Origin of the sequence: Bradyrhizobium lablabi, from assembly GCF_018129385.1 — a bacterium.
Taxonomy (GTDB): Bacteria; Pseudomonadota; Alphaproteobacteria; order Rhizobiales; family Xanthobacteraceae; genus Bradyrhizobium; species Bradyrhizobium lablabi_C.
In genome coordinates this window covers 249,609-274,385 of the sequence record NZ_JAFCLN010000005.1, presented here as the reverse complement: position 1 = coordinate 274,385, position 24,777 = coordinate 249,609, and the positions used below count along the sequence as shown (strand labels likewise).

At 64.4% G+C, this 24,777-nt stretch carries 35 protein-coding genes; 15 read left to right on the top strand and 20 right to left on the bottom strand.

The features are described 5' to 3' along the window. Positions 1-87: 87 nt before the first annotated feature. Entirely contained in the window at positions 88-222 is a 135-nt protein-coding gene (locus tag JQ628_RS34720) for a hypothetical protein (protein WP_283815791.1), read from the top strand. Between the two features lie 13 nt (positions 223-235). Here the strand turns inward: JQ628_RS34720 and JQ628_RS13330 are convergent, their stop codons facing one another. Next, entirely contained in the window at positions 236-1,099 is an 864-nt protein-coding gene (locus JQ628_RS13330) for an amidohydrolase family protein (protein WP_212223019.1), read from the bottom strand. Positions 1,100-1,265: 166 nt separating this feature from the next. Continuing rightward, positions 1,266-1,652, bottom strand: a complete 387-nt coding sequence (locus tag JQ628_RS13325) for a cupin domain-containing protein (RefSeq protein WP_212223018.1) — start codon at positions 1,650-1,652, stop codon at positions 1,266-1,268. 126 nt (positions 1,653-1,778) lie between these two features. Here JQ628_RS13325 and JQ628_RS13320 point away from each other — a divergent pair, with 126 nt between their 5' ends. Both JQ628_RS13320 and JQ628_RS13315 read left to right on the top strand, forming a co-directional pair. Next, positions 1,779-3,521, top strand: coding sequence for a serine hydrolase (locus JQ628_RS13320; RefSeq protein ID WP_212223017.1), 1,743 nt, complete (start codon positions 1,779-1,781; stop codon positions 3,519-3,521). Positions 3,522-3,693: 172 nt separating this feature from the next. Further along, positions 3,694-4,044: a zinc ribbon domain-containing protein YjdM gene (locus JQ628_RS13315; RefSeq protein WP_212223016.1), complete on the top strand. Its 351-nt coding sequence runs from the start codon at positions 3,694-3,696 to the stop codon at positions 4,042-4,044. A 32-nt stretch (positions 4,045-4,076) separates the two neighbouring features. Here JQ628_RS13315 and JQ628_RS13310 read toward each other — a convergent pair whose 3' ends face one another. Then, positions 4,077-4,592, bottom strand: a complete 516-nt coding sequence (locus tag JQ628_RS13310) for a septal ring lytic transglycosylase RlpA family protein (RefSeq protein WP_212223015.1) — start codon at positions 4,590-4,592, stop codon at positions 4,077-4,079. A gap of 217 nt (positions 4,593-4,809) precedes the next feature. Between JQ628_RS13310 and pdxY the strand changes: the two genes are divergently transcribed. The 5 genes from pdxY (at position 4,810) to JQ628_RS13285 (ending at position 7,505) form a co-directional block, all read left to right on the top strand. Next, complete coding sequence (gene pdxY / locus JQ628_RS13305; protein ID WP_212223014.1) at positions 4,810-5,676, top strand: pyridoxal kinase PdxY; 867 nt, start codon at positions 4,810-4,812, stop codon at positions 5,674-5,676. 156 nt (positions 5,677-5,832) lie between these two features. Continuing rightward, the gene (locus tag JQ628_RS13300; protein WP_212223013.1) at positions 5,833-6,084 is read left to right on the top strand and encodes a hypothetical protein; all 252 of its coding nucleotides are present in this window, start codon (positions 5,833-5,835) and stop codon (positions 6,082-6,084) included. A gap of 120 nt (positions 6,085-6,204) precedes the next feature. Beyond that, on the top strand, positions 6,205-6,438 hold the full coding sequence (locus JQ628_RS13295; protein WP_212223012.1) for a DUF6894 family protein: 234 nt from the start codon (positions 6,205-6,207) through the stop codon (positions 6,436-6,438). A gap of 10 nt (positions 6,439-6,448) precedes the next feature. Beyond that, positions 6,449-6,598 (top strand): hypothetical protein, encoded by a 150-nt coding sequence (locus JQ628_RS13290; RefSeq protein ID WP_212223011.1) that lies wholly within the window; start codon positions 6,449-6,451, stop codon positions 6,596-6,598. 187 nt (positions 6,599-6,785) lie between these two features. Next, the gene (locus JQ628_RS13285; protein WP_212223010.1) at positions 6,786-7,505 is read left to right on the top strand and encodes a hypothetical protein; all 720 of its coding nucleotides are present in this window, start codon (positions 6,786-6,788) and stop codon (positions 7,503-7,505) included. Here the strand turns inward: JQ628_RS13285 and JQ628_RS13280 are convergent. From JQ628_RS13280 to JQ628_RS13270, 3 genes are all read right to left on the bottom strand, one after another. Then, positions 7,448-7,627 (bottom strand): hypothetical protein, encoded by a 180-nt coding sequence (locus JQ628_RS13280; RefSeq protein ID WP_212223009.1) that lies wholly within the window; start codon positions 7,625-7,627, stop codon positions 7,448-7,450. The two genes, JQ628_RS13285 and JQ628_RS13280, sit on opposite strands and share 58 nt — an antisense overlap. Positions 7,628-7,759: 132 nt before the next feature. Further along, positions 7,760-8,137, bottom strand: coding sequence for a cytochrome C (locus tag JQ628_RS13275; RefSeq protein ID WP_212223008.1), 378 nt, complete (start codon positions 8,135-8,137; stop codon positions 7,760-7,762). Positions 8,138-8,239: 102 nt separating this feature from the next. Beyond that, a complete protein-coding gene (locus JQ628_RS13270; RefSeq protein ID WP_212223007.1) occupies positions 8,240-8,425 on the bottom strand; it encodes a hypothetical protein in 186 nt (61 codons plus the stop codon). 266 nt (positions 8,426-8,691) lie between these two features. On the opposite strand from JQ628_RS13270, the gene JQ628_RS13265 reads away from it, so the two are divergent. Further along, the gene (locus tag JQ628_RS13265; protein ID WP_212223006.1) at positions 8,692-9,681 is read left to right on the top strand and encodes a hypothetical protein; all 990 of its coding nucleotides are present in this window, start codon (positions 8,692-8,694) and stop codon (positions 9,679-9,681) included. 167 nt (positions 9,682-9,848) lie between these two features. Here JQ628_RS13265 and JQ628_RS13260 read toward each other — a convergent pair whose 3' ends face one another. The 5 genes from JQ628_RS13260 to JQ628_RS13240 all read right to left on the bottom strand — a co-directional run bounded on the left by JQ628_RS13260 (position 9,849) and on the right by JQ628_RS13240 (position 12,674). After that, positions 9,849-10,112 (bottom strand): hypothetical protein, encoded by a 264-nt coding sequence (locus JQ628_RS13260; protein WP_212223005.1) that lies wholly within the window; start codon positions 10,110-10,112, stop codon positions 9,849-9,851. 248 nt (positions 10,113-10,360) lie between these two features. Beyond that, positions 10,361-11,236, bottom strand: a complete 876-nt coding sequence (locus JQ628_RS13255; RefSeq protein ID WP_212223004.1) for a hypothetical protein — start codon at positions 11,234-11,236, stop codon at positions 10,361-10,363. A gap of 103 nt (positions 11,237-11,339) precedes the next feature. Continuing rightward, the gene (locus JQ628_RS13250) at positions 11,340-11,570 is read right to left on the bottom strand and encodes a hypothetical protein (RefSeq protein ID WP_212223003.1); all 231 of its coding nucleotides are present in this window, start codon (positions 11,568-11,570) and stop codon (positions 11,340-11,342) included. Positions 11,571-11,604: 34 nt separating this feature from the next. Beyond that, positions 11,605-12,384: an SDR family NAD(P)-dependent oxidoreductase gene (locus JQ628_RS13245; protein WP_212223002.1), complete on the bottom strand. Its 780-nt coding sequence runs from the start codon at positions 12,382-12,384 to the stop codon at positions 11,605-11,607. An 86-nt stretch (positions 12,385-12,470) separates the two neighbouring features. Then, the gene (locus JQ628_RS13240) at positions 12,471-12,674 is read right to left on the bottom strand and encodes a hypothetical protein (RefSeq protein WP_212223001.1); all 204 of its coding nucleotides are present in this window, start codon (positions 12,672-12,674) and stop codon (positions 12,471-12,473) included. A gap of 358 nt (positions 12,675-13,032) precedes the next feature. Between JQ628_RS13240 and JQ628_RS13235 the strand changes: the two genes are divergently transcribed. Beyond that, positions 13,033-13,467 carry a hypothetical protein gene (locus tag JQ628_RS13235; protein WP_212223000.1) on the top strand — a complete coding sequence of 145 codons (435 nt, stop codon included), beginning with the start codon at positions 13,033-13,035 and terminating at the stop codon, positions 13,465-13,467. Positions 13,468-13,620: 153 nt separating this feature from the next. Here JQ628_RS13235 and JQ628_RS13230 read toward each other — a convergent pair whose 3' ends face one another. Continuing rightward, positions 13,621-14,211, bottom strand: coding sequence for an NADPH-dependent FMN reductase (locus JQ628_RS13230; protein ID WP_212222999.1), 591 nt, complete (start codon positions 14,209-14,211; stop codon positions 13,621-13,623). A 323-nt stretch (positions 14,212-14,534) separates the two neighbouring features. Between JQ628_RS13230 and JQ628_RS13225 the strand changes: the two genes are divergently transcribed. Then, on the top strand, positions 14,535-14,723 hold the full coding sequence (locus JQ628_RS13225) for a hypothetical protein (protein ID WP_212222998.1): 189 nt from the start codon (positions 14,535-14,537) through the stop codon (positions 14,721-14,723). Between the two features lie 310 nt (positions 14,724-15,033). On the opposite strand, the gene JQ628_RS13220 is transcribed toward JQ628_RS13225, so the two are convergent. Together JQ628_RS13220 and JQ628_RS13215 are read right to left on the bottom strand one after the other, a co-directional pair. Further along, positions 15,034-15,312: a hypothetical protein gene (locus JQ628_RS13220; RefSeq protein WP_212222997.1), complete on the bottom strand. Its 279-nt coding sequence runs from the start codon at positions 15,310-15,312 to the stop codon at positions 15,034-15,036. Beyond that, complete coding sequence (locus JQ628_RS13215) at positions 15,309-16,313, bottom strand: DUF2778 domain-containing protein (RefSeq protein ID WP_212222996.1); 1,005 nt, start codon at positions 16,311-16,313, stop codon at positions 15,309-15,311. The genes JQ628_RS13220 and JQ628_RS13215 overlap by 4 nt, the downstream gene beginning before the upstream one ends. A gap of 118 nt (positions 16,314-16,431) precedes the next feature. Between JQ628_RS13215 and JQ628_RS13210 the strand changes: the two genes are divergently transcribed. From JQ628_RS13210 to JQ628_RS13200, 3 genes are all read left to right on the top strand, one after another. Then, on the top strand, positions 16,432-18,279 hold the full coding sequence (locus JQ628_RS13210) for an ATP-binding protein (RefSeq protein WP_249127836.1): 1,848 nt from the start codon (positions 16,432-16,434) through the stop codon (positions 18,277-18,279). A gap of 73 nt (positions 18,280-18,352) precedes the next feature. Further along, a complete protein-coding gene (locus tag JQ628_RS13205) occupies positions 18,353-18,601 on the top strand; it encodes a hypothetical protein (protein WP_212222994.1) in 249 nt (82 codons plus the stop codon). Positions 18,602-18,668: 67 nt separating this feature from the next. Beyond that, on the top strand, positions 18,669-18,911 hold the full coding sequence (locus JQ628_RS13200; protein WP_212222993.1) for a hypothetical protein: 243 nt from the start codon (positions 18,669-18,671) through the stop codon (positions 18,909-18,911). Between the two features lie 113 nt (positions 18,912-19,024). On the opposite strand, the gene JQ628_RS13195 is transcribed toward JQ628_RS13200, so the two are convergent. From JQ628_RS13195 to JQ628_RS13180, 4 genes are all read right to left on the bottom strand, one after another. After that, complete coding sequence (locus tag JQ628_RS13195; RefSeq protein WP_212222992.1) at positions 19,025-19,897, bottom strand: MBL fold metallo-hydrolase; 873 nt, start codon at positions 19,895-19,897, stop codon at positions 19,025-19,027. A 40-nt stretch (positions 19,898-19,937) separates the two neighbouring features. After that, complete coding sequence (locus tag JQ628_RS13190; protein WP_212222991.1) at positions 19,938-21,560, bottom strand: ABC-F family ATP-binding cassette domain-containing protein; 1,623 nt, start codon at positions 21,558-21,560, stop codon at positions 19,938-19,940. Between the two features lie 96 nt (positions 21,561-21,656). Continuing rightward, positions 21,657-22,364 carry a GrlR family regulatory protein gene (locus JQ628_RS13185; RefSeq protein WP_212223161.1) on the bottom strand — a complete coding sequence of 236 codons (708 nt, stop codon included), beginning with the start codon at positions 22,362-22,364 and terminating at the stop codon, positions 21,657-21,659. Between the two features lie 64 nt (positions 22,365-22,428). Beyond that, positions 22,429-22,578, bottom strand: a complete 150-nt coding sequence (locus JQ628_RS13180) for a hypothetical protein (RefSeq protein ID WP_212222990.1) — start codon at positions 22,576-22,578, stop codon at positions 22,429-22,431. A gap of 144 nt (positions 22,579-22,722) precedes the next feature. Here JQ628_RS13180 and JQ628_RS13175 point away from each other — a divergent pair, with 144 nt between their 5' ends. Continuing rightward, the gene (locus tag JQ628_RS13175) at positions 22,723-23,166 is read left to right on the top strand and encodes a DMT family transporter (protein WP_212222989.1); all 444 of its coding nucleotides are present in this window, start codon (positions 22,723-22,725) and stop codon (positions 23,164-23,166) included. Positions 23,167-23,229: 63 nt separating this feature from the next. On the opposite strand, the gene JQ628_RS13170 is transcribed toward JQ628_RS13175, so the two are convergent. Together JQ628_RS13170 and JQ628_RS13165 are read right to left on the bottom strand one after the other, a co-directional pair. Continuing rightward, a complete protein-coding gene (locus JQ628_RS13170) occupies positions 23,230-24,054 on the bottom strand; it encodes a tetratricopeptide repeat protein (RefSeq protein ID WP_212223160.1) in 825 nt (274 codons plus the stop codon). Between the two features lie 34 nt (positions 24,055-24,088). After that, positions 24,089-24,772, bottom strand: coding sequence for a substrate-binding domain-containing protein (locus JQ628_RS13165; protein WP_212222988.1), 684 nt, complete (start codon positions 24,770-24,772; stop codon positions 24,089-24,091). Between the last annotated feature and the right edge of the window lie 5 nt (positions 24,773-24,777).

Sequence of the window (24,777 nt, the reverse complement as noted above, 5' to 3'; positions counted from 1 at the left end):
GCATTTTCACGGATGCGAATCGGTCTGGCTTGGCACGATATTCGCTTCGCAGTGCTCACGTATTCTCTCGAATATCCGGAGCCTCCGATGGGCGAAGTCGTACGATTTATTCCTAAATCAGAGCTGGAGCGGGCCCGCCTCATTCGCGAAGCCCGCGCGAACTATGAGCATGTCTTCCCGCCGGCCGATCAAGCCGGCAAGCGTCCAGACCCGGAAAAATGAGCAGGTCGTAACCCTAACTCTTCTTCGGCGACCACCCATACGCCTTCTTCGGCGACCACCCATACGCCTTCGCGCACGCACCGCCCATCAGCATCGCCCTTTCCGGCTCGCTCAACCGGCTCGTCTCGCGAAACGGCCCCACCGCCTGCTCGTAATTGACCACCGCGGCCGCCCGCGTCCAGTCCGTGCCCCACAGGCAGCGATCGAGCCCCCACGCGTCGAACAGGCGGGCCAGCGGATCCCAGATGTCGGCAAACGGATATGGCTCTTTCGACAGCGTGCAGGCGCCGCTGATCTTGATCACCGCGTTCCTGCGCCGCGCCAGCTCCAGCACCTTCGGCAGGTCTTTCCACGGCTGCGGCGGCGCCGGCGGCACGCGCGGTTGCAGGATGCCCATGTGGTCGATGATGAAGCGCGTGTCGGGATGACGATCGATCACCGCTGTGGCCACGTCCAGATTGTCCCAGCAGTGGATGTTGACCGGAAAGTCGTGGCGCACCGCCGCTCGCGCGATGCTGTCGAGGCCGGGATCGTCAGGCGCGCGGCCGGCATCCTTTGTCAGCCACATCCGGATTCCGACCGTTCCAGGCGTCCGCTTCCACTCGGCGACAACGTCCTCGACAGCGGGATCGTCGGCATCGACCGGCTTGACGATGGCGAGCCTGTCGGGATGTTTCCGCGCCACCTCGACGGCATAGCTGGCGTCATAGCGGTACAGCGAAAACGCCGAGATGAAGATCGCGCCATCGACGCCGACCTTGTCCATCGCCGCCACCATCTCATCGCCGGTGACGTGCGCCGGCCAGTTCGGCACGCTGTGCCACGGCCGCTTCAGCGTATTCGCCTCATAGGCATGGACCTGGGAATCGATGATCATGGTGCGGCTCCTTCTCCGTACTCGCGCGCTTGTCGTCCCACCCACCGCTCGTCATGCCCCGCGAAGGCGGGCATCCAGTACGCCGCGGCGGCTCGGCTCTATCACTGCTGTCTCTGGAATACTGGATCCCCGCCTTCGCGGGGATGACGACCTGTTGTGGAGCGGCCTACTCTCTCGCAGCCGTAAAAAACTTCGTCCCGTCGAAGAACCGGTTCGGCCGATTGAAAATCGCCAAAAACGTCGCCCCCTCCGGCGCGTGCGCGACATGGATGTTGCCGCCCGGCCGCCAGACGAAATCGCCGGCGCCGCAGCGCCCCTCGGCATCTTCCAGAAAACCTTCGAGCATAAACGTCTGCTCCAGCGCGGTGTGCTCGTGCAGCGGCACGATCGCCCCTCGCGCCATTTTGAACAGGATGGTCGAGCGCCCCTCGTCGTCGGAATAGAGGATCTTCATCTCGATCCCCTCGAACTGCGTCGGCTGCCAAGGCATGGTCGAAGCCGTGACGATATGCGAGCAAAGATCGGGCGGGTTGACTGGCACGGGCTGGTTCATGGCTTCACTCCCGAAAATACGGCGCATCTTCCGTGCGCCCTCGACACCAGCCTAGCACAGATTGCGGAATCGTAATGAGACAAGTGCCGCGCCTTGTGTAGGCTTCCCCGTAAGGGGGACGCTGCCATGCTCACAATGAAAAACACGGCCATCGCGGCGCTCACGCCGGCGCTCGACGCGCTGGCGGCGGAAGCGATGGCGGAGTGGAAGGTGCCTGCCGCAGCCATCGCGGTCGTACAGAACGGCGAGACGACTCTCCTCAGGGCCTGGGGCCAGCGGGACGCCGAAGCGGCGCTGCCGGCGACACCGCAGACGCAATTCCTGATCTGCTCGATCAGCAAGATGTTTACCGCCACCGGCCTGGCGCTGCTGGTCGACGAGGGACGTCTCGACTGGAGCAAGCCTGTCCGGGATTACGTTCCCGAATTGCGGCTGCACGATCCGGTCGCCACCGAGCGCGTCACCGTCCGCGACCTGCTCTCCCATCATTCCGGCCTGCCGCGCCACGACTGGGTCTGGATGCCCGGCGGTCTCTCGCGCATGGAATTGCTGACCGCGCTTCGTCATCTCGAACCGTCACGCGACATCCGGACTCTCTGGCAATACAGCAACCTCGCCTATAATGCCGCCAGCATCGTCACCGAGCGCATCAGCGGCAGGAGTTTTGAGGAATTCACCCGCACACGGCTGACGGACAGGCTGCGGATGCCGGTCAGCTTCTCGGCCGAGGAGTTCGCCGCCGCCGGTGACGCCGCCGTTCCATACTTGGTGCACGGCGAGGCGTGCCGGCGCATCAAATACTGGCCGATCGCCGCGACGGCCGCCGGCGCGATCAATATGTCGGTGGAAGCTGTCGCCAACTGGCTGAAATTCCTGCTGGCCGAAGGCGAATTCGAGGGCGAACGGCTGCTCTCCGCTGCGCTCATCCGCGAGATGCAGATGCCGCGCGTGCACGAGTCGGCCCCCGAGTTCGAGGAATTCGGCCACGGCCATTACGGGCTGGGCTTCCGCTCCACCACCTATCGCGGCGAGCGTGCCGTCGGCCACTCCGGCGGGTGGCTCGGCTGGAGCACCCTGCTCCGCCTGATGCCCGAGCAAAAGCTCGGGATCGCCGTTTTCACCAACACCGGCAATAATCCGGTACCAAGCATCCTGATCAACCACATTGCGGATCACGCCTGCGGCAACGAGCCCGTGCCGTGGCTGGATCGGTTGCGCGACATGCACCGCAAGGCGCTCGCTCAGCAGAAATCCGACGAAGCGGCACCGCCGGCGCGCAAACCCAACACAAGGCCGAGCCATGATCTCGCCGACTATACCGGCGTCTACGAACACCCGGCTTATGGACGCATGGTGATCACGCAAGCCGGCGATGGCCTGCACTGGGCCTGGCGCGGCCTGTCGTCGGTCCTATCGCACCGGCACTACGATACGTTCGAACTGCCCGAAATCATCGGAGAACTCCATCCGGACCGTTTGCCGATCTCGTTCACGACCGATCGCGACGGCAACATCGCAAGCCTTTCGGCTCAACTCGAGGCGCTGGTCGCCGACATCGTCTTCGCGCGCGCCCCCGCCGGCGACTGCCTCGACCCGGCCTTCCGCACCGCCTGCCTGGGTCACTACACGCGCGCCGATCAAACTCACATCGTCTCGCTGGATGCCGAGGGTCAGCTCACGCTCAAGCTTCCGTTTCAGCCGCTCCACCATTTGCGGCCCTATCAAGGGACAACCTTCACGATCTTGAAGCTCGACGGCTTCCGCACCGAATTCCGCCGCGGTCCGTCCGGCGCGATCGACCAGCTCGTCTACCATCAGCCAAACGGCACGTTCATCGCCAGGCGGACGAAGACCGACAACGACGCGTAAGCCGGATTAGCGAAGCGCAATCCGCCGTCGCGGGATCGAGCAACGCGGCGGGTTACCAACGTTTATGCTCGTCACGCATCCCGCTCTTGCGGAGCGGGCGGCCCGATTTTCGCTTGATTTAGCCGGATGCGGACCTACGGTGCGCCTCGCCTGGACACCAACGAGGCCGGTAATGGACGTTGGAATGAACTGCCCGAAATGCAATTCCGAACATGCCTATCAGGATCGGGGCCTGTGGGTGTGCCCGGAATGCGCCCATGAATGGAGCACTGAGGCCGGCGCAGCCGCCGAGGCCTCGCCCGAGCCCGGCGTGCGCGATGCGCACGGCAACCTGCTTGCGGATGGCGACAGCGTGATCGTGATCAAGGACCTGAAGGTGAAGGGATCGTCGTCATCAGTCAAAGGCGGCACCAAGGTCAGGAACATCCGCCTGACCGAGGCCACCGACGGCCACAACATCGCCTGCAAGATCGACGGCATCGGTGCGATGAACTTGAAATCGGAATTCGTAAAGAAGGCCTAGCCTGTCTCGTCATTCCGGAGCGCGCGCGCCCGCTACTCCACGACATCCAGCTTCACCTTGGCGAGGCCCTTGCCCACCATGCCCAGCGCATCCGCCGCGGAATAGGAGACGTCGACCACTCTTCCCGGCACATACGGGCCGCGGTCGTTGACCCGCACCGTCACCGCCTGGCCGGTCTTCACATTGGTCACGCGCAGCTTGGTGCCGAACGGCAAGGTCGGATGCGCCGCCGTCATATCGAGCGTGTTGAATTTCTCTCCGCTCGCGGTCTTGGTGCCCTCGGTGTAGAAGCTGGCGACCCCGTGCGCTGGCGTCGAGGCCGGTGCCGCATACCTGCGCGCCGTCGCATATCGTCTGGCCGCAGTGACACGCCGCCTCATCATCGCCGGCGCTGCCGCCGCCCGATGCTGCTCGATCGCGGCCTGCCGAAAGGCGGCACGCTCGGCGCGCTGCGAGACGGTGGTCTGGGCGCAGGCTGCAAGCATGGCCCCCGCGCCAGCGACAGCAAACAGCCGGATGACGTTTCGCGCGCAAACGAAGGAAGCCATGCTGCATCCCCAACCTGCGCCCCCGCCCAAGCCGAAAATCAACAAGTCGTCATGGCGCGGCTCAATCCGGGCCGATCCGTGGCCGGATGCGGCCACCATCGCGGCAGCCGCACGATTCCGCCTCGCATGTGCCTATTTGGCCACAGCGCGCAGGGTGTGCAGGTCTGTAGGGTGGAATTAGCGTAAGCGTCATCCGCCGCTTCGAATTTCCTCAGCAATGACCGTCATCTCGATCCAGTCGCAAGTCGCCTTCGGCCATGTCGGCAACAGCGCCGCAATATTCCCCATGCAGACGCACGGCATCGATGTGATTGCCGTACCGACCACGCTGCTGAGCAACCGCCCGGGCTATCCGACCATCCGCGGCCGGGTGCTGGAGGCGCCACTCGTCGCCGATCTCCTGCGCGGCATCGAGGAACGCGGCGCGGTCGACGCCTGCGAGATGATCCTGTCGGGCTATCTCGGCTCGCCTGACATCGCGGCCGTGGTCGCCGAATTCGTCGCGCGCGCCAAGGCCCGAAATCCGAAGCTTGCTTATTGCTGCGATCCCGTGCTCGGCGACCGCGACCGCGGCCTGTTCGTCCATGCCGACATCCCCGCACTGGTGCGCGACCGCCTGTGCCCGCTCGCCGACATCATCACCCCCAATCATTTCGAGTTCGAATGGTTGGGCGGAGCGAATGCGACGACAACAGATGAGGTGATCGCCGCGGCGCAGGCGCTGATGGCGCGCGGTCCATCGACCGTCGTCGTCACCAGCGCCGAACTCGCTGATACGCCGCGCGGCGAGATCGAGACGCTCGCGATCGAAAAATCCGCGCCGGGATCGCGCGCCTGGCGCGTGCGCACGCCAAGACTGCCGATCAGCCCGAACGGCACCGGCGATCTTTTCGCCGCGCTGTTCGTGGCCGCGCGCGTTGAGAAAAAGAATACGCCGGACGCACTGAGCCACGCCGCATCCGCCATCTTCGCCGTGCTGGAGCGCACCGCCGCGCGCGGAACCGAGGAAATGCGCATCGTCGAGAGCGGCGAGTTTCTCGTCCGCCCGCCGCGCCGGTTCGATGCCGCCGCCATTGGCCGGTAAGGCACCCTAAACCTTCGTATAGCGCCATCCTCCCCCGAGATAGCCGGACTGCACCCAAGTGCGATGGAGATGCGGGCCGCGCTCGCCCTAGTCTGCGCACATGGGAAAGCACCGGCTCACCGGTGCGGCAGCGGGAAAGAACCGAGCGAGGATGTCATGAACATTCAGATCTCACGACGTGGCAACGCCTACCTGAAAACCGCGGAGACCCTGCTCCGCACCGCCCGCACCATGACCGACGGCTCGGTGATGGCGCAGCTCGAGGCCTTGGCCGAAAACTACCGGCGGCTGGCCGCGAAGGCTTCGCAGGATGACGCGGCCAAGGCGGCCAAGGCGTTTGAGCGCGCGGCGGCCAGCGAATATCCGATGGACACATACGCCGGTGCGAACAGCCTGGCGTATCGCTGATTTGACTCAAATACTGCACGTTGCCCGTAGCTTCCCGGTGGGGGATCGCCCGGATACTCCGTGCATTCGCGCGCTGATATTTCTGATGCGTGGGGCGATTCGCTGTGAAGGAAGCCGAACATGCGAAGAGTCTATTTCCATTGCGCCGATCCCGACCATCTCCTGATCGACCATCGCGGCGCCGCCGTCAGCGATTTCTCCGAAGCCTGCGCGCACGCCGATCGCTTCGTGCATTCGCTGCTGATGACGCCCAATGCGGAGGACTGGCGCGGCTGGGAGCTGCGCGTCACCGATGCGCTGGGCGACGAAATCTTCGTCGTCCCCTTCGCATCCGTCCTCGGCAAGCCGCACTGAGGAGGCCGCCATGCCGCTCGCACGGTTCATGCTCTCGTTCATCACGCGCTGCCACGGCCTGATCGCAGGCCTCGGCAACCCCTATCGGCCCGAGCAGCATTACATGCGCGGGCCCGGCCCGAAATGGCACGCCAAGCATCAGCTCCACGGCCGCGCATAACGCTCGCCGGGGCCGATCGTCGCGCCCGCCACAGACTCGCCGCATCTGTGACCCGGAAACCCGTGATGGGTTAACGCCACTGTCCCTTAAAACACGCCACAATTTGCATTGTTTAAACCTCTAAGCTCTACGCGAATCCCGGCGCGGGAAATGCGGCGGCGGCCGCCAGATGATATGGGACAGCCCCATGCGTGTCGCGTTGATCGTTGTTGCGATCGCGTTCACCGCTTCGCCTTCGCACGCCTCGCCCTCCTGCATGACAATGGCGGAGGCGCGCGCCGCTTTTCCCGGAAAGCATCTGTGGTGGCATGGCCCCAACAAGTGCTGGGACGCAACGCCCGGGCGGCGTCAGTTCGCCAAGCAGATCAGGGCAAGGGAAATACAGAGGGAAACTCAGAGGGAAACCCAGCGCGAAGCACAGAGAGAAGCGCGAAAGGCCGCGCGCGAAGCGCAGCCGGAAACCGCTTCCGCCGATGAGAAAAAGCCGCCGAACTGGACCCAGGACTCGCGCTGGCGCGAAGCCATGTCGAGGATGAGGGCAGAGGACGACGCGGCCTTGCAATCATCGGCGCCGGCACGCGCCAGCGCCGACATGAGCGAGCCGCCTTCCCCGCCGCGCATGGATTGGCGCGATCGCTGGGTCGACGTTGCCCAGGGCGTTCCGCTCATCGTCGACAAGTCAGAACCTGTCGCGCGCCTTACAGCGGCGGCGCCGGGCGTCGACCCCATCGTAACGCCCGTGCGCGTGATGCTGGCGCTGCTCGCCTTCGTGCTGATGCTCGGGATCGTCGAGATCCTGAACCGCGGCACGCTCGGCAAATGGCAAGGACCGGATCGCGCGCGCGTACGCTATGCGCTCTTGCGTTTCTCGATGATGTTGCGGAAATCGGTGGCGAGGTTGCGGTAGTAGCCGGCCAGCACTTCGTAAAAATTCTGCTGGGATTTTTCCTTCGCTTCCCGGGCCTGCTCCTCGCACCTCGCGGCCCTGGCCTCGTATTTCTCGACCTTGCTCTCGAGCTCGCTCGTCATGGTCTCACTCCCACGCCACCCATACGCAACGTCTGATAGTGCGCGCCGTCCGGAGTCCAAAAGATGGCTCCCGGAAGGAGATTTGTGAGCACGGCGTGGAAAAGCCGTGGCACGCAGCACGATCGGGACGCCCTAGCGCTTGGGCACCGGCATCGGGGGGCGCAGGGATGACCGCGACGTCCAGGTCGAAGACGGCGGCGAAGCCGCGGCCGCGCGCTTGCTTTTCGCACCGCCCTTCACATCATCGACGGAATTCAGATACGAGGCGAGCGCCCAGGCCGAGGATGAATTGGCGGCGTAATGCTCCTGGAGATAAAGATAGAGCGAGATGGTGAAGCGCCCCTTGGACAGGCCGCGCGTGCTGCGATGGCAACTCGCGCAGCTCTCCGCGAACAGTTTGGACGCGGACTTTCCCGCATCGAGGTTTTCCTGCGCACCGGCCGCGGTCGCGGCCAGCACAAGAACGGCGGCGAGCGCGAGCCGGCCGCGCCCTGTTTTCACTATCGGCATAAAATGCGTCCCGGCGGAGCGGAGTGTCCGCCGGGGGGTCATAGAGCGAAGCTGCGTGGCCAAAAATAGGCGGCGCGCTCGGCTTCTAGCCGATCGCAGATCTCACCCCTGCCCCGGCCCGCGGATGATCTTCATCGCGGCCTCGATGTGCCGCCACTCCTTCGCTTCCTCGTCCTCGCCCTTGCTTTCGCATTCCACCGCCATCTGCGCTGCCTTCGCGATCGCGACCTGGCCGTGCCGCTCCAGCATTTGCCGGGCCATGGTGTGGATTTGCATTTCGGAAATCATCGCACTCTCCCTGGCTTCTGGCGCGGCAGAACGGGCGTTCGGCCACGCCGCGGTTCGCCGGGAAAACCGCTGACAGGCCCGTCCCGTTCCCTCGCCTTGCCGCAGTTTTGACCGGGTTCCCGCGCGTTCCGGTTGTTGTCAGCCCCAACCTCTCCACGCCAGCGCCTTGCTTTGGTCAAACCCGATTGGACTCCTTGCACTTGGGACAATCTGGAAATCCGTCGGCCACCCCTTGCGGGTGGTGGGGGAATGCGCACGGAGCACCAATGCTGTTTTCACGCGTGAAAGTGACCTATCCGCAGGATGCGCCGGCCATCGCGCCGGACGTCGTCCCCCTCAATGTCTCCAGCAGCATCTCCAGCACCTGGGCCGACAAGGTGCTCGCCGACATCACGCGCGACACCAGATCGGTTCAGCCGGAGATCCGGCCGAGCGGACCGTCCCACGTGCCGCCAAACGCGGTGGTAGCGGCCCCCACCGTCGACACGACCTTCCGCCCCACCGCCGTCAAACCGCCGCCCGCCAGGAGCAAGTGGCTGGGCAAGGTGACCATGATCTTCATGTTCGCGCTGGTCAGCGCGTGCGCCACCGGCATCTGGAAGCATTATGGCGGCTCTGCCCGGCAGATGATCGCGGAATGGACACCCCTGATCTCGGAGTTCATGCCGCAATTCGGGCTCGCTTCCTCCCCGCCTGCTGAAGCTGCGGCGCCCGCCGAGCAAACCGCTTCAGCCGACCAGGCTGATTCTACCGATCAAGCCGCCGCGCCTGTCGAACAGGCAGCCGCCGCGGATCAGGCGGCACCGGCGACCAGCCCCGCTACCTCCGTCGCCGCTCCGGCTGCTGCCGCGGCGCTCCCGCCCGAATCGGCCGAGCTGATCCAGTCGATGCAGCGCGATCTCGCTGCACTCGGCCAGCAGGTCGAGCAGTTGAAGGCCAGCATCGCCGAGCTCAAGGCAAACCAGCCACCTGTCCCGCTTGCCGCCAGAGCGACCGAAGCAAAACCTGCCGAGGTCAAGCCACCGGCGCCGGCGGCGCGGCCGCGCGTGACGGCGGTTCAACCTCCGCCCCCGCCACGCCCCGTCGCGCCGCCGCCGGTCCGCCGGCCGCCGCCGGTGCAGGCCAGTGCCGCTCCGATGCAGCTATCGGCTCAACCGGCCCCGCCACCCGCACCGCCTCCGCCGCAAACCGCCGACGACGGCGGACCGGTGGTTCGCCCGCCGATGTCGCTGCGCTGGAACGGCGTGAACGATTGAGCTCGGAATTCGTAGGGTTGCTGGAATTCGTAGGATGGGTAGAGCGAAGCGAAACCCATCAGGCCCCTGCCGAGATGAGAAATGATGGGTTTCGCTGACGCTCTACCCATCCTACGCAAAAAAAGCGGCCCGCCCGGGCCGCTTTTTCTTTCCGTCAGGCCGGATCGCTACCACTCGGGATCGTAGTAGCTGAACGAGCCATAAGGCGGCGGAGCGTAGCCGTAACCATACGGCCCGTAGGTGCGCACATAGCCACGCCGCTCGGCCATATCAGGCGTTCGCACGCCATAGCCGCCGCGCAGATAATGCGAGTTCGGATAATTGAACCCGATCACGCCCGGTTCCTGTGTCGCCTCCTGGGCCATCACAGGCGTTGCCAATGCGGCGGCCGAAATCACAGTGGCCGGGCCCAAAAGTTTCATTTTCATCATTCTTCGTCTCCCTCGTGATGGAGGACGAACCGATGAGCGCGGACAGCGTTGCTGGAACTCGTTTCAAACAGCCGTGAGCTGTGAATATGGAACATTTGTCGCCAGCAGAGTCGTGCCTGCCTCGTTGCCACACCCACCGCCCTCATCCTGAGGAGCGGCCGCAAGGCCGCGTCTCGAAGGATGGGGCACGGGCCTGCATGGTTCGAGACGGCGCTAACGCGCCTCCTCACCATGAGGATCAGGCTACCTCACGCCACATCGGCGTGCGGGTTTTCCTGCTCGGTCGCGGCAAGCACGTCGAGATCGATGACCTCGGCTTCGCTCACCTCGCCGTTGCCTTGCCCGTTGCCGTGAACATGCATCAGCGTCTGCACGCGCCGTGCATTCATGTAGTCGACATGCTGATGGCGCAGCGCCACCGCGAGCAGCGCCTTCGGCAGCCCCACCAGCGTGAAGGCCGGCACGCTGCGCAGCTCGCCGCCTTCGCGCCAGGAGAGCGGATTGAGCGTGTAGATCAATTGCCGCTCGATCTCCGAACCCGGTGATTGCGCCGGCTCGGCGGCGCGTTGCGCCTCGTTGCCATTGCCGACCCGCGTGCGCATCGCCGCCGAGCGCAGCTCCCAGCACAGCAGTTCGGCCGCGGCCAGCACCTCGCGGCGCACGGCCTCGACGCTGTCGGAGAATTTTGTCGCCTCTGTCACCACCACCCGGCCGTTGGCGACGGCCGCCAGCAGCGCGGCGCTGCCGGCCTGAAATTGCGGAACGGCCTTTTCGATCGCGGAGGCCATCGCCTCGATGCCATCGGCCGCCGCATCGCGGTCGCGCTGCGCCCGCGCCTCATTCAGCGCGCGTTCGCTAGCAGCCACCTGCTCGTCGAGATCGGCCAGTTCCGCGCGCAGCGCCCTGGTGCGCTCCTCGACGGTGCGCAGGTTCGTCTCGGCGCGCTCGAGCTGGGCTGTCGGGGCACCCGCCACCGCCAGCCTTTCGGCGGCCGCGCGCTTTTCCGCGACCACCGCTTCGGCCGCACCCAGCCGTTCGGCCAGTCTCTGCCGCGAGACCAGCTTCTCCTTCAACCCATTCTCGAAACGCTCAACCGGACTGAGTTCACGCTTGAAAAAGCCCATTGCCCTCACCTTCGCGAATCGCGCCGTTGGGATCGAATCATACGGCTGGTTCAAGGTGGCGAAAACTGGTCGGAACGCAGGAAAAGGTGGCTGGCCACAGGTCCTACGGTTTCCGGAACCGCAGAAAGATCGCGAACGCCGCGGCGACCCAGGCGGCGAGCCAGGCCAACGTTTCCGGCAGGCCGTATCCGGTCAGGTAAAGCGCCACAAGACAAAGCCCGAGCGCGGCCAGCTTCAGACGGGCGTCGCGGCCGAACAGCGCCACGAGGAACGGCACGAACGCAACGAACAGCATCCAGAGCACGACATAGCCAAACCCGTCCCAGCGATCCATGCCGATGCTATCCGCGATTGCCCACCGTTCGAAATCACAGTTCCGGCGGCTCGAACCAGTTGGTCAGCGCCAGGCCGCCATCGACCGTGATTGCCGCGCCTGTGACGTACGCTGACAGCTTGTTCGAGAGCACCGCAAGCGCCATCGGCGCAAGATCCTGCGCCACGCCCAATCGGCCGAGCGGAATGTGCCTTGCGAGTTTTGGGTCGGCGACAAAGCCGCCGGCGGCGATCGCGCCCGGCACCAGCGCGTTGACCCGAATGTTGTAGCGGCCGAACGTCTTTGCCAGCTCCTTCACCAGCATTGCCATGCCTGCCTTCGCGGTCGAATAATGCGGCAGGTTGCGCGGCGTGCCCGCATGCAGCGACGTCAGCAGCAGGAACGAGCCGGGCTCTTTCGCCGCGATCAGCCGATTCGCCAGTTCGCGCGACAGGTGAAAGCCGGCCTCGAGATTGACCGCATGCATCCTCGACCAGGTCTCGGCATCGACCGCCAGCGCGTGGTCGGCCTCCCGCCGCGGCGGCGAGGCCGAATGCACGAGATGCGTCACGCGCCCGAGCGAAGCATGCGCCCGCGCCAGCAACGCATCGCGCGCGGCGCGGTCGGCGAGGTCGCCGGTCCAGGCCACCGCCAGTTCCGGCCGCGGCGAGTTCTTGACCGCCTCCGTCACGCGCTCTTCGCTGATATCGGCGAACAACGTGCGCACGCCCTCGCCGGTCAGCGCCTGCGCGATCGCGCGGCCGATGCCGTTACCCGCGCCGGTCACCAACGCCGTCTCGCGCGCGGGGTCGAAGGGTGTATCGAACAAGCTCATGCCGGTCGCTCCGCCAATGCCGGCGGAACGCTAGCCGTTAACTCGCAGGATGGGTAGAGCCAACGAGCCCGGCCATCCCGACCACGTTACTTCTTCTCGGACGACGGCGAGACGAACGTCATGTCGTCCACCGCCTCGACCGGAAGTGGCTCCCGGGTGGCGGATGCGCCGAGCTCCTGCACCGACAGGCTCACCGGCGGGCGAGCTGAAGGCGGATGCGAACGCAGTACCGCGGTGGTGGTAATGAAGGTGGCTACGGCGACGAATGCAGCGAGCATTATGCGTGTCATGCGAATCCTCCATTCGGTTTCGATAGGCAGGAATTGCGCGACCAGAACTATCGTCATGCGCGTTGCGGACGTGTGAGCCCGTTCACCTCTCACGCGTTCGTGCGAAGTGTTTCGTTCGTGTACAAGTTGTGGGTTTGCACGCTTTCTGAAATTTTTTTGGAACGGCCGTGGGTCGCGAACAGTTGCTTTCGGGTTTCGTGAAAACAAACTAAAATGGCCTGTTGGTTCGAGAAGCGGCACATTCGCTCCTCACCATGAAAGGTCCCGAAACGATCCTGAAGAAGACTTCATCCTGAGCAGCACGCAGGAAGCGTGCGTCTCGAAGGATGAAGCCACCGCTAATTGACGGGGCTACAAGATGCGATCCCGCGTCAGGAAATTCGCTCACGTTCTGGAACGTCTTGGCCTCGCCATGGCCGGCGCAGCCAGCGGATTGTTCGTCGGCGCGCATGTCGGAACGACTTTCTCGGCGCTGACGTCGGAAGGCTTCCTGCTGCTGATGATGCTCGGCGGCGCGATCGGCTTCTACCTCGGCATCGACGCGCCGCAAATGTCATTCAATACCGAGAACGGCCACGCATCGGACAAGACGCCGATCGATGCCGCCGAATTCTTGAGCGCTGTCGGCACCTTCCTCGCCGCTTTCGCCGCGTTCGCCTCCGTCGGCATCATCATCATGCGCCACGATCCGCACGTCGTGTGGACGTCGCTGATCATGGCGGGATGGGTGTTCGGCATCAGCATGCAGACGGTGGCCGGCGCCATCGCGCGGCTGCGGGCCCGGCATTCGTAACTCCGTAGGATGGGTAGAGCCAACGGGTCGCGCGAACGCGCGCCCGATGACAGGCTCCGCGAAACCCATCATCTTGGGAGATGATGGGTTTCGCTTTCGCCGTCACGCGTCGATACATATGCGGACTTGGATCGCTCTACCCATCCTACAATCTCAATACGGCGGCTGCTTCCTCGCCCGCTGCGCCTTCGCAGCTTCCACCCACCACTCAAAATCATCGGCAAAGCGCGGAAACGCATGCGCCAGCGCCTTGCCGTGCTCGCCGATCGGCTTGCCGTCTTCGGACAAGGTCTGCGCAATCGGCCCCGCGCCGATCGTCGACGAGGTCACCACCATTCCCATTTCCGAAAGCGTGCCGTGCCAGGTCATTGCAGCCCGCGCGCCGGCATAGCGCCCGGCCGAATAGCTCGCAATCGCCGCCGGCCGCCAGAACCACTCCTCCAGGAAATGATCTGTCAGGTTCTTCAGCCCCGGCTGCATGCCCCAATTATATTCGCCGGCGATGAAGACAAATCCGTCCGCATCGCGGATTTTCCCCGCCAGCGTCTCCAGCACGGCCGGCGCCTGACCCTTGGGATGCTCCTTGTACATGCGATCGAGCATGGGCAGGCCGATCTCCTTCGCATCGATCAGCTCGACGTCATCGCCGCGCGCGCGAAATCCCTCCACGACGAATTGCGCCAGGCGGATGCCCATCCGGTCCGAGCGATAAGAGCCGTACAGGACGAGAATGCGGTTGTTCATGAAAATCCCTTGCGATTGGCCGATGCTAGGTTGCAGGGCGGCTGGGCAACAGCGTAATCCGCCCTCCCTCTACGCGGCAATGGCGCACGATGTTACGCCCCGCGCCGCGGCGCGAACCTGATTTCCCGAGCAGGATTCCGCGAAAGGAACCGCCGTTTTTCTTTTTCTATTGGCACAAACTGCACTGTTAAACCCTTGCGGTTGTGTTTTGATTGGGATGCTCGCCCGCCGTTCTAGCCCCTGCGAAACTTATCGACGGAGCGGGTGGTCTCGGCGCAGCCGCCCTGCGCCGAGGCCCAAACAAGCCAGATAATGCGAAGCCGATGGACGCAGAGCGCAAGCGTGGCTTGGAGGTGGGACGGCGATGGGCCGAGCATGCTTCTTCCCATGAGCTTGCGACATTGGTGAGCGGGTCGTTTGACGACATCACCCGCATCTTGCCACGCGACGTCTCGGATCATTTTATCGGCGGCTTCCGCGAGGCGCTGCTGCATTTCTGGCGCGGGGCTTAACGGAGGCGTCCTTCGTAAGCGATATCGCTTCACCTGTATGCTCGTGTGCAGCTTTTTCAGCGCAAGCACATTCCCTGCGCGCTCTGCTCGGGGGGACACGGAGAACAATTTGCAGAACTCGGGCGAAATGCGCCGCGAGAACAATTGCTGTCGTCCCTGCCTAGGGGCGCAATTGCGCTCCCGCAGCAGAGACCCATACGCCGCGGCGGTTGTTGTGAGAGCGCGATGGTCGACGGCGTTGCTAAACCGACGTGACCCAGTGGTTACGGGTCCCGGCGTTCGCCCGGGCGACGTGTGGACAGAGTGCCCCTCACAGCACCTTCGCCCGCACGAACAGCGCGCGCAGTGCGTTGGTCGCCTGCACCGTGCGCATCGCGTCTTCAGCCGCGGCCTCGAGCTGCGTGATCGCTTCGTCGTGCAGCGAGCGAAACTCCATCCACTCGACCGAAGAGAGGTTGGTGATGAACGCGTACGCCTGCCCGACGGTGCCGATGGAAACGATCTTTCCGTTCAGCTTGACCTTGAACGTCGCGCGCAGCGGCGTCTCGCACGATGCCGCATCGACCGCTGTGAATTGCAGGGGGCTCATGAAGGCGACGCGCCCCGCCGCGAGGCGGTGATGGAATCGGACAGGCTCACCACCACGACCAGCCGCATGATCTGGCCGTCCTCGTACGCTTTCAGGAAACGCTCATAGTCGCGGATCGAGACACAGCCGTTGGAGCCCCCGTCGGGACCGAGGAGATAGTTGTGCACGAGCAGACCAGTGCGGCCGAGCGCGTTCTCGGTGTCGGCTGGCGTCAGGCGCAGCGCCTTGACACCATGAAACAGTTTCTCGCGGGGCTTGAGTGCATACGCGCCCGGCGGGGTCACGCCGACCATGCGCTGGCCGACATATTCGATCTTGTCCATCTTGTCGCCAAGGCCGGAATGCGCCTCCAGCGTCGTGCCGTCGGGCAGGTAAACCGCGCGCGCGGAGATGTCGTAGACCGCGGTGAAGCTGTCATAGCCGAGGGATCCAAGGTCCGGCCCGCGGCGGAACAGCCCGCCATTCGGTGCCAGCGAGGCCAGCGTGATCCGGCCTGGAAGCAGGTCGGAGAATTTTTGCAGCATCGAGCGCTCCTCGCCCTGCGGCGCGCTGCTCGCCGACGCGAATGCAACGCTGCGGCTGGTGAGGTTGGCTTCCGCGGGACGAGCCCGCGGCATCGGAACGGACGGCGCGCTCGCGACCTCCGGTTCCTCGTCGACGGTAGACTGCCAGTCCTGCGATTGCAGTTGCTGAGCGAGCATCGCCCGCGCCTGCATGGCCCGGATGTCGGCGGCAGCGACCGCAGCGCGATCGAGAACGGAGGAAGCGTAATGCGGCGCCAGCGACTCCGCCGGCGGCGGCGGCAGGAAGCGTTCGTTGAAGGAGGCGAACGAATTCGCGGGCGCATTGGCCGAAAGCAGCGCCGTGGCGGCGGGATCGGTCATCCAGGCCGCCGCACCGACGCCGAGCACAAGCGCGGTGCAGGCAAGCGCGATCGTCCCGGCCCGCGAACCGCGGCCACGCGGCGATCGCTCGTCAGCTCTCGCTCTGCCTTGACGCATGTATTCCCCGGTTCCACCCCCGCGACGGAGCCCCCCGCACGGATTCGTGGAATTGAACAGCATTATGGAGCGCCGAGTGCGGCATAATCTAGACCGGTCATCGGCGCCAACATGGCCGATGACGGCCGCAAATAGCCAACCCGGCGCCCGCCGATTCCAACCTAGCAAGCCCTCGGGCGTCCTGGAAGGCCTCCGGAACCCGGTTCCGCCAGGCGCGTTTCCCCTGTCTGGAGGAGTTTGGGGCGTGAATCCGGCCGAAATCGAAACATTACAGCGCCGCGCGAAGGCGCTGGGGGAAGAGAATGCCCGGCTAAGGGTCCTTGTCGAGGCCGGCACCTCTCGCCGCAAGGAGGCAGAGATCGCCCTTGCTGAAAGCGAGGAGCGGTACCGGACGTTGTTCAATTCGATCGACGAAGGCTTTTGCATCATCGAGTTTTTCGACGGCCCCCACGGTCCGCTCAGCGATTACGTCCATGTAGAGGCGAACCCCGCCTACGCGCTCCACGCCGGCATTCCCAACGTTGTCGGACAAAAGTTGCGCGAGATGGTGGCTGATGAAGCCGATGGATGGGCGGCGCTCTATGGCGAAGTGCTGCGCTCGGGAAAGCCAATCCGCTTCGAGCGCGAGCTAATCGCCACCGGACGCCACCTCGAACTCGCGGCCTTCCGCATCGAGCCCGCCTCCCGCCGCCAGGTCGCGGTCCTGTTCCAGGACATCACCGCGCGCAAGCGTGCCGAGACGGCGCTGCGTGAACTCAATGAGACGCTCGAAACGCGCGTCGCCGAAGCCATATCCGAGCGGCAAAGGGTTCAGGACGAACTGCGTCAGGCGCAGAAGATGGAGGCGGTAGGCCAGCTCACCGGCGGCATCGCGCATGACTTCAACAATCTGCTCACCGGCATCATGGGTTCGCTGGACCTGCTGCGGACGCGGCTCAGCCAGGGGCGGCTCTCCGAGATTGACCGCTATGTCACCGCCGCGCAAGGTGCCTGCAAGCGCGCCGCCGCGCTCACCCACCGCCTGCTTGCCTTCTCGCGTCGCCAGACGCTCGATCCCAAGCCAACCGACGTGAACCGCCTCGTGAAAGGCATGGAAGAGCTGATCCGCCGCACCGTCGGCCCGCAGATCACGCTTGAGGTGGTAACCGCCGTCGGGCTGTGGCCGGCGCTGGTCGATGCATCGCAGCTCGAGAGCGCCCTCCTCAACCTGGCCATCAATGCACGCGATGCCATGCCGGACGGTGGCCGCATCACGATCGAGACCGCCAATAGATGGCTCGATGAGCGCGCCGCGAACGAGCGCGACCTGCCGGCGGGCCAATATCTCTCGCTATGCGTTACTGACACCGGCGTCGGCATGACGCGCGACGTCATCGCACGCGCGTTCGATCCCTTCTACACGACCAAACCGATCGGACAGGGCACAGGCCTCGGACTTTCGATGGTCTATGGTTTTGTGCGTCAGTCCGGCGGACAGGTACGGATCTATTCGGAGCTCGGCCAAGGAACCACGATGTGCCTTTACTTCCCGCGGCACTATCGCGGCGAAGCCGAAACGAGCTCGGGCGTTGAGCAGACGACGCGGGCGCCGGCGCAAACCGGCAAGACGGTGCTGATTGTCGACGACGAGCCCACCGTTCGCATGCTGGTCCTGGAGGTGCTGGACGAACTCGGCTTCACCGGCATCGAGGCCAAGGACGGCCCGGCCGGCCTGCGCGTGCTCCAATCGGATGCCCGCGTCGACCTGCTCATCACCGACGTCGGCCTGCCGGGCGGCATGAACGGACGGCAATTGGCCGACGCGGCGCGGACCACACGGCCCGATCTGCCTATTCTGTTCATCACAGGTTATGCGGAGAACGCTATTATCGGCAACGCTCAGCTCGCCCCGGGCATGCGGGTGCTGACAAAGCCCTTTGTGGTGGAAACACTGGCCCGGCGGCTGCTTGAGACAATCGAGGATTAATCGCGTCTGAATGTCGATGGCCGAAAATCACCATAATCCTTTCGTGACAATCCGCCTCGGAAGGAGACTCGTCATGCGCAAAATTCCTGCGATCGTGTTCGCCTCGCTCGCATCGCTGGCCCTCGCAACCGCGCCGGCCGGCGCCGCTACAAAAAATTCCGGGGATCAGAAGGCCGAGGAGAAACAGGATTCGTCATCCTGTCATTCCTACGTGCAAAATCCCGACGGCTCATGGACACCGATCCCGTGCCAGGAGGTCGGCCCGCCGACGCACACGCAGCATAAATCGTCCGGCCGGGACGAGGATGATCCGCGGCACTGAAGAAACGTTCGCCGGTCGAAGTGTTTTTCGAAGGTCCAATTCTGGACCAAATGAAGGGAGAGGCCCAATGAAGCGTATTATTCTGGCAGCAATTATCGCGACCTTCGCCGGCGGAACGGCGTTCGCGCAATCCTGTGAAACCAAGGCGGTCGGCAAGGACGGCAAGGCGCTCGCAGGTGCCGCAAAGACCTCGTTCATGAAGAAGTGCAAGGAGGAAGCCTGCGAAGCCAAGGCGGTGAGCGCCGACGGCAAAAAGCTTTCCGGCGCCGCCAAGAGCAGCTTCATGAAGAAGTGCGAGCAGGACGCCTGATTGCAGCCAGAGCTTGATCCGGAAAAGTGGATGCCGGTTTTCCCTCGCGACAAACGCGAAGCGTTTGCGCGGAGATAGAGCGGGATGACGATTCGAAGAAAAGTCATCCGGCTCTAGCGCCTGAACCGGAAATCGAATCGCTCGCCGTCGGTCTTGAGCAGACCGGCGGTCGGCGATGGAAAATGTACCGGCAGGATCAGCGTTTCGGTGTCGGCGACCTCGGCAAAGAATTTTCGGCGCGAGGCCGCCGATTGCCTGGGATCCCAGTCCACGCCCGGCGACCAGTCCGGCTCACGGCACTGGATCACATGGTGCATGAGATCGCCCGCGACCACCGCGCGCTGGCCTCTTGAGAAGATGTTGACGCAGCAATGGCAGGGCGAATGGCCCGGCGTCGGCGTCAGGGTCACGAGATCGTCGAGCTCAAAATCGTCATCGACCAGCAGCGCCTGCCCCGCCTCGACGATCGGCAGGCAATTGTCGCGAAACACTTTTCCCGGCCGTTCCGCCCCCTTGGCGTACTCGGCCTCCCAGGCCGCATACTCATTCTTGTGAAAGATATACTTCGCATTCGGAAAAGTCGGCACCCACCGCCCGTCCCGCAACACCGTATTCCACCCGGTATGGTCGATGTGCAGATGGGTGCAGAACACATAGTCCACCTGCTCGTAGCCGATGCCGAGCGCGAATAATTCGTTGCGCCAGCGCTCCTTGCCGGGAAAGTCGAACGGCGGCGGGTGACCCTTGTCCTCGCCGGTGCAGGTGTCGACCAGGATCGTGTAACGCGGGGTGCGGACAACAAAGGTCTGGTAGGTGATCACCATCTTGCCGGACGCCGCGTCGAACACCTCCGGCTCCATGGTCTTCAGATGATGCTTGAAGACGGCATCGTCATAGGCCGGGAAAAAATCCTGCGGCCGCCGCCACGGGCCGTCGCGCTCGATGACCGCATCGATGGTGACGTCGCCGATCCGGATCTGCTGCATGGGCGCCCCCTTTTTTGGGAGCAATTGTCGATGAAGCCGTCTAGCTGCGCAAGCCCGGCGCTTCCTGCCCCGTGCGGGCGACATATTCGGTGTAGCCGCCGCCATATTGGTGGATGCCGTCAGGCGTCAGCTCCAGCACGCGGTTGGAGAGCGCGGCGAGAAAATGCCGGTCGTGGGAGACGAACAGCATGGTGCCCTCGAATTCGGCCAGCGCCGCGATCAGCATCTCCTTGGTCGCCATGTCCAGATGGTTGGTCGGCTCGTCCAGCACCAGGAAATTCGGCGGGTCATACAGCATCTTTGCCATCACCAGCCGCGCCTTCTCGCCGCCCGACAGCACCCGGCATTTCTTCTCGATGTCGTCGCCGGAAAAACCGAAGCAGCCTGCGAGCGCGCGCAAAGAACCCTGCCCGGCTTGCGGGAATGAATCTTCCAGCGACTGGAACACGGTGCGCTCGCCATCCAGGAGGTCCATCGCGTGCTGCGCGAAGTAACCCATCTTGACGCTGCCGCCGATCGCGACCGTGCCGACGTCAGGCTCGGTCGAGCCCGCGATCAGCTTCAGCAGCGTCGATTTGCCGGCGCCGTTGACGCCCATCACGCACCAGCGTTCCCGGCGGCGGATCATGAAATCGAGGCCGGCATAGATGCGGCGCGAGCCATAGCCCTTGTGCACATTTTTCAGACTGGCCACATCCTCGCCCGAGCGCGGCGCCGGCATGAACTCGAACGCTACCGTCTGGCGCCGCTTCGGCGGTTCGACCCGTTCGATCTTCTCGAGCTTCTTGACCCGGCTCTGCACCTGCGCGGCATGCGAGGCGCGCGCCTTGAAGCGCTCGATGAACTTTATCTCCTTGGCGAGCATCGCCTGCTGGCGCTCGAACTGGGCCTGCTGCTGCTTTTCGTTCAGCGCGCGCTGCTGCTCGTAGAATTCGTAATTGCCGGAATAGGTCGTCAGCGAACCGCCGTCGATCTCGACGATCTTGTTGGCGATGCGATTCATGAACTCGCGATCGTGCGAGGTCATCAGCAACGCACCTTCATAGCCGTGCAAAAACTGCTCGAGCCAGATCAGGCTTTCCAGATCGAGATGGTTGCTCGGCTCGTCCAGCAGCATCACATCGGGCCGCATCAGCAGGATACGGGCGAGCGCGACGCGCATCTTCCAGCCGCCGGAAAGCTTGCCGACATCGCCGTCCATCATCTCCTGGCTGAAGCCGAGGCCCGACAGTGCCTCGCGCGCGCGGCCCTCCAGCGCGTAGCCGTCGAGCTCCTCGAAGCGCGCCTGCACCTCGCCGTAACGGGCGATGATGTCTTCCATCTCCGCTTCCTGCTCGGGATCGGCCATCGCAGCCTCAAGCAGCTTCAATTCGTTCGCCACAACGCTGACGGGACCGGCGCCGTCCATCACCTCGGCGACCGCACTGCGGCCCGACATCTCGCCGACATCCTGGCTGAAATAGCCGATGGAGATGCCGCGATCGGTCGAGACCTGCCCCTCGTCTGGCTGCTCCTCGCCCGCGATCATGCGAAACAGCGTGGTCTTGCCGGCGCCGTTCGGCCCGACCAGGCCGATCTTCTCGCCCTTCTGGAGCGCTGCGGAAGCTTCGATGAAGAGGATCTGGTGGCCGACTTGCTTGGAAACGTTATCGAGACGGATCATTGCTGCCTGAAAGGAGAAAAGCTGAGTTGCGGCCTCTTATGCCAAGTGGCGCGCAAGGGAAACCCCGCAATTGAATATGACGGTCGTGCGAAGGCCCTACGCTTTCCGCATCAGCTTGAGCGTCGCCGTCAGCCGCAGGCTGCGCTTGCCGGCGAGCGCGATGGCTTCCAGTTCCGCGCCCTGCGCGCTGCATGTGCCGGAAAAGCCAATGCCGACCTCGTGGCCGCCGAATACCGGATTTTCGTCCTTTGCCGGCGTGTGCTCCTGGTTGACGATCTCGCCCTTCCAGCGGCCATCCGCGGAGCTGTAGCAGCCAAGATAATAGAAGAACGCATCGCCGCCGAGGATGCGGCCGTCGATCAGCAGCATCACGCCGGACAGTCCGCCGTCGATGCCGTCGAGCGTGCGAATATGGATGGAATAGAGCCCGTTGACGATGCCGCCAGGCCCGACGTCGCCCCTGGGCGGCAGCCCTTCGTCATCAAGCCGGGTGAAATTGGCCCAGAACAGCGCGCCGGGTACGGGCGCCGCTTCGCCCTCGAAGCGAATCCCGGTGCTGCTGGCTTTGCCCACCGCCTTGATCGCAGCCACATCGGTGCCCATCAGCGGCTTGTAGTATTGGGTATCCGCGTTGTGGCGCTCGGTGATGAGTTCGGCGGCGATCTCGTCGCCGTTCCGGCGATAGGTGCCAAGATGCGCAAAGGCCGAATTGCCGCCGAGCAATTTGCCATTGTGCATGCACATGATGCTGCGGCCGAACGCATCGTTCACGCCATATTCGACCTTGTAGAGCCCGTCCAGCACCGAAAATCCCGCCTGCGATTTTGCGCCCCGCATAGCACCACGGGGCGAAGCCGCACAACAGGTCTTAGTGTCGCTTGAAATACTGCACGGCACGCTCGTGCTTTTCTGCCGCCGCGCGCGACTTGAAGGTGCCGAGATTGCGCCGCCTGCCGGTCTTCGGATTGACCTTGCGCGAATAGAGCCGGTATTCGCCGGACCGCAGTTTCCTGATCATGTCTGGCCTCTCATCTGCGAACTGCGTCCGATCAACTGGCCCGGCGGGGTCCTTGTTCCTGATATCACCATTGCGCCTGCTGCAATTGGCGAGGGCTGAGGGTCTCCGTATGTTGGGAGCGGAAACGCAACACGAGGGATTCGGGTGCAAGCCATTTATCTTTATGCGCTGGCGATCGGCGCAGGCGTCAGCGTTGCGACCCAGCAGATCCTGAACGGCAGCCTGCGGACCTCGCTGGGATCGCCTGCCTGGGCCGGCTTCGTCAGCTATCTCGGCGGCCTCCTGACCATGATCGTCGTCCTGCTCGCGCTCGGCGAGCGGTGGCCCTCGTGGAAGGCCGTGGTCGAAACGCCGTGGTGGGCCTGGAGCGGCGGCGTGCTCGGCGGTGTCTTCATCATACTGATGATCCTGTTGCTGCCGTCGCTCGGCGCGGCAACCCTGATCGCGCTGGTGGTCGCCGGTCAGATGCTCACGACCATCACGTTCGATCATTTCGGACTGTTCGGCCTGACGCCGCACCCGGTCAGCCTGTCGCGGCTGGCCGGTGCCGCCCTGCTGATCGCCGGTGTCATCCTGATAAGGGACTAAAGCGTTTTCAAGCGGAGTGGGATCCGGTTCGCGTGAAGAAAACGCGTCAAAAAATAAGGCGCCTCAGAAGCACAAGGTCGTCACGAGCTTGCCGCTCTTGTCCTTGATCTTGTAGGGACAGCGCAGACTCTCCAGCGCCTTCTTGGCGTCTTCGTCGCCGAGCGCGGCGGCCCGCTCGTAATAGGCCTTGGCTGCGGAGGAATCCTTCGGCCCGCCGCGGCCTTCGCTGGCGAAGGCGCCCATGCGCTCCAGCGCGCCGGGATGATTTTGCGCGGCGGCCTTCTCGAACAGCGCACGTGCCGCGGCGTCGTCCTTCTGGCCGCCGCTGCCTTCCGCCAGCAACATGCCGAGCTGGTACTGCGCTTCTGCGTTGGTCTCGGCGGCCCGGCCGAGCAATTCCCGCTGCCGCGCCGGATCGGCCGGTGCGCCGCCGCCACCGATCGCGGCAAGATTGCTGACGCCGCGCGGATTGCCGGCTTCGGCAGCGCGCTCGAACAGTTTTCGCGCCTGCACCTCATCGCGGGCGATTCCGTTGCCGGTGCCGTAGAGCACGCCGAGTTCGACCATCGCCGACGTCGAGCCCTTGTCGGCGGCCTTGCGCCAAGCGCTCACTGCTTCAGTTACCTGGCGATTGGCGGCATAGGCGCGGCCGAGCTGGTACATCGCCCGGCGCGAGGATTTTGCCGCGACGGCGCAATATTTGATCGCGGTCGCGATGTCCGATGCCGCGATTTCGGGAACGCCCTTCGCATCCGCAGGCTTGTCCGGATCGGACGGATCGGCCGCCAGCCGGTCGCACAGCACAAGATCGGCCGACTGCGCGTACGCGAGCACAGGCGTTGCTGCGACGATCATCGCAATCAGACCGGACTTGCAAAGCCGCTTCATCATGCCAACAGGTTGCTTCGCCGCGCGGGCAAATTCAAGGCTCCAGCCCGGACTCCCGCAACGCCGGCGCGACCTCGGGCGACGCCAAATATTTCAGCAGCCGGTCGGCCTGCACCGCCTTTGCCGAAGCCGCCATGCGTCCGGCGGAAAACACGGCAGGCGTCTGTAGTTCGTGCGGGATCGGACCGATGACGTCAATGCCCGCGACCTGCTTCAACTCGCTGATCTGCTGCACGGCGAGATCGGCCTCGCCCGTGAGCAATCGTTCAGCGGTAAAGCCGGACGGAATGACGGTGGCGCTAGCGTTGATGCTGGCCGCAATGCCCATGCGCGCGATCAGTTGCGCAAACAGGATACCGCTGGCGCCGATCTTCGAATAGGCTACCGAACGGGCGGCCAGCAGCGTCGCCCGCAGCGCGGCCTCGGTCGCGACGTCGGGATGCGGATGACCCGCCTTGACGGCGATGCCGACAAACGAGCGCGCGAGATCGACGCAAGTCTCTCGCACCACCCTTCCCTCGCTCGCAAGCTCATCGAGACCTTCGCGCGTCAGGACGACGACATCGGCTTGCTCGCCGGCGCGCAACCTCTCCAGCAACGCGAGCGTCGGTGCGAAATCGGCGTCGATCCGCACGCCGCTCTCCTTCTCATGGCGCGCGGCGAGCGCGGGCACGGCACCCTTCACCGCCAGCGTCGACAGCACGCGAACGACTTCCATGAGAG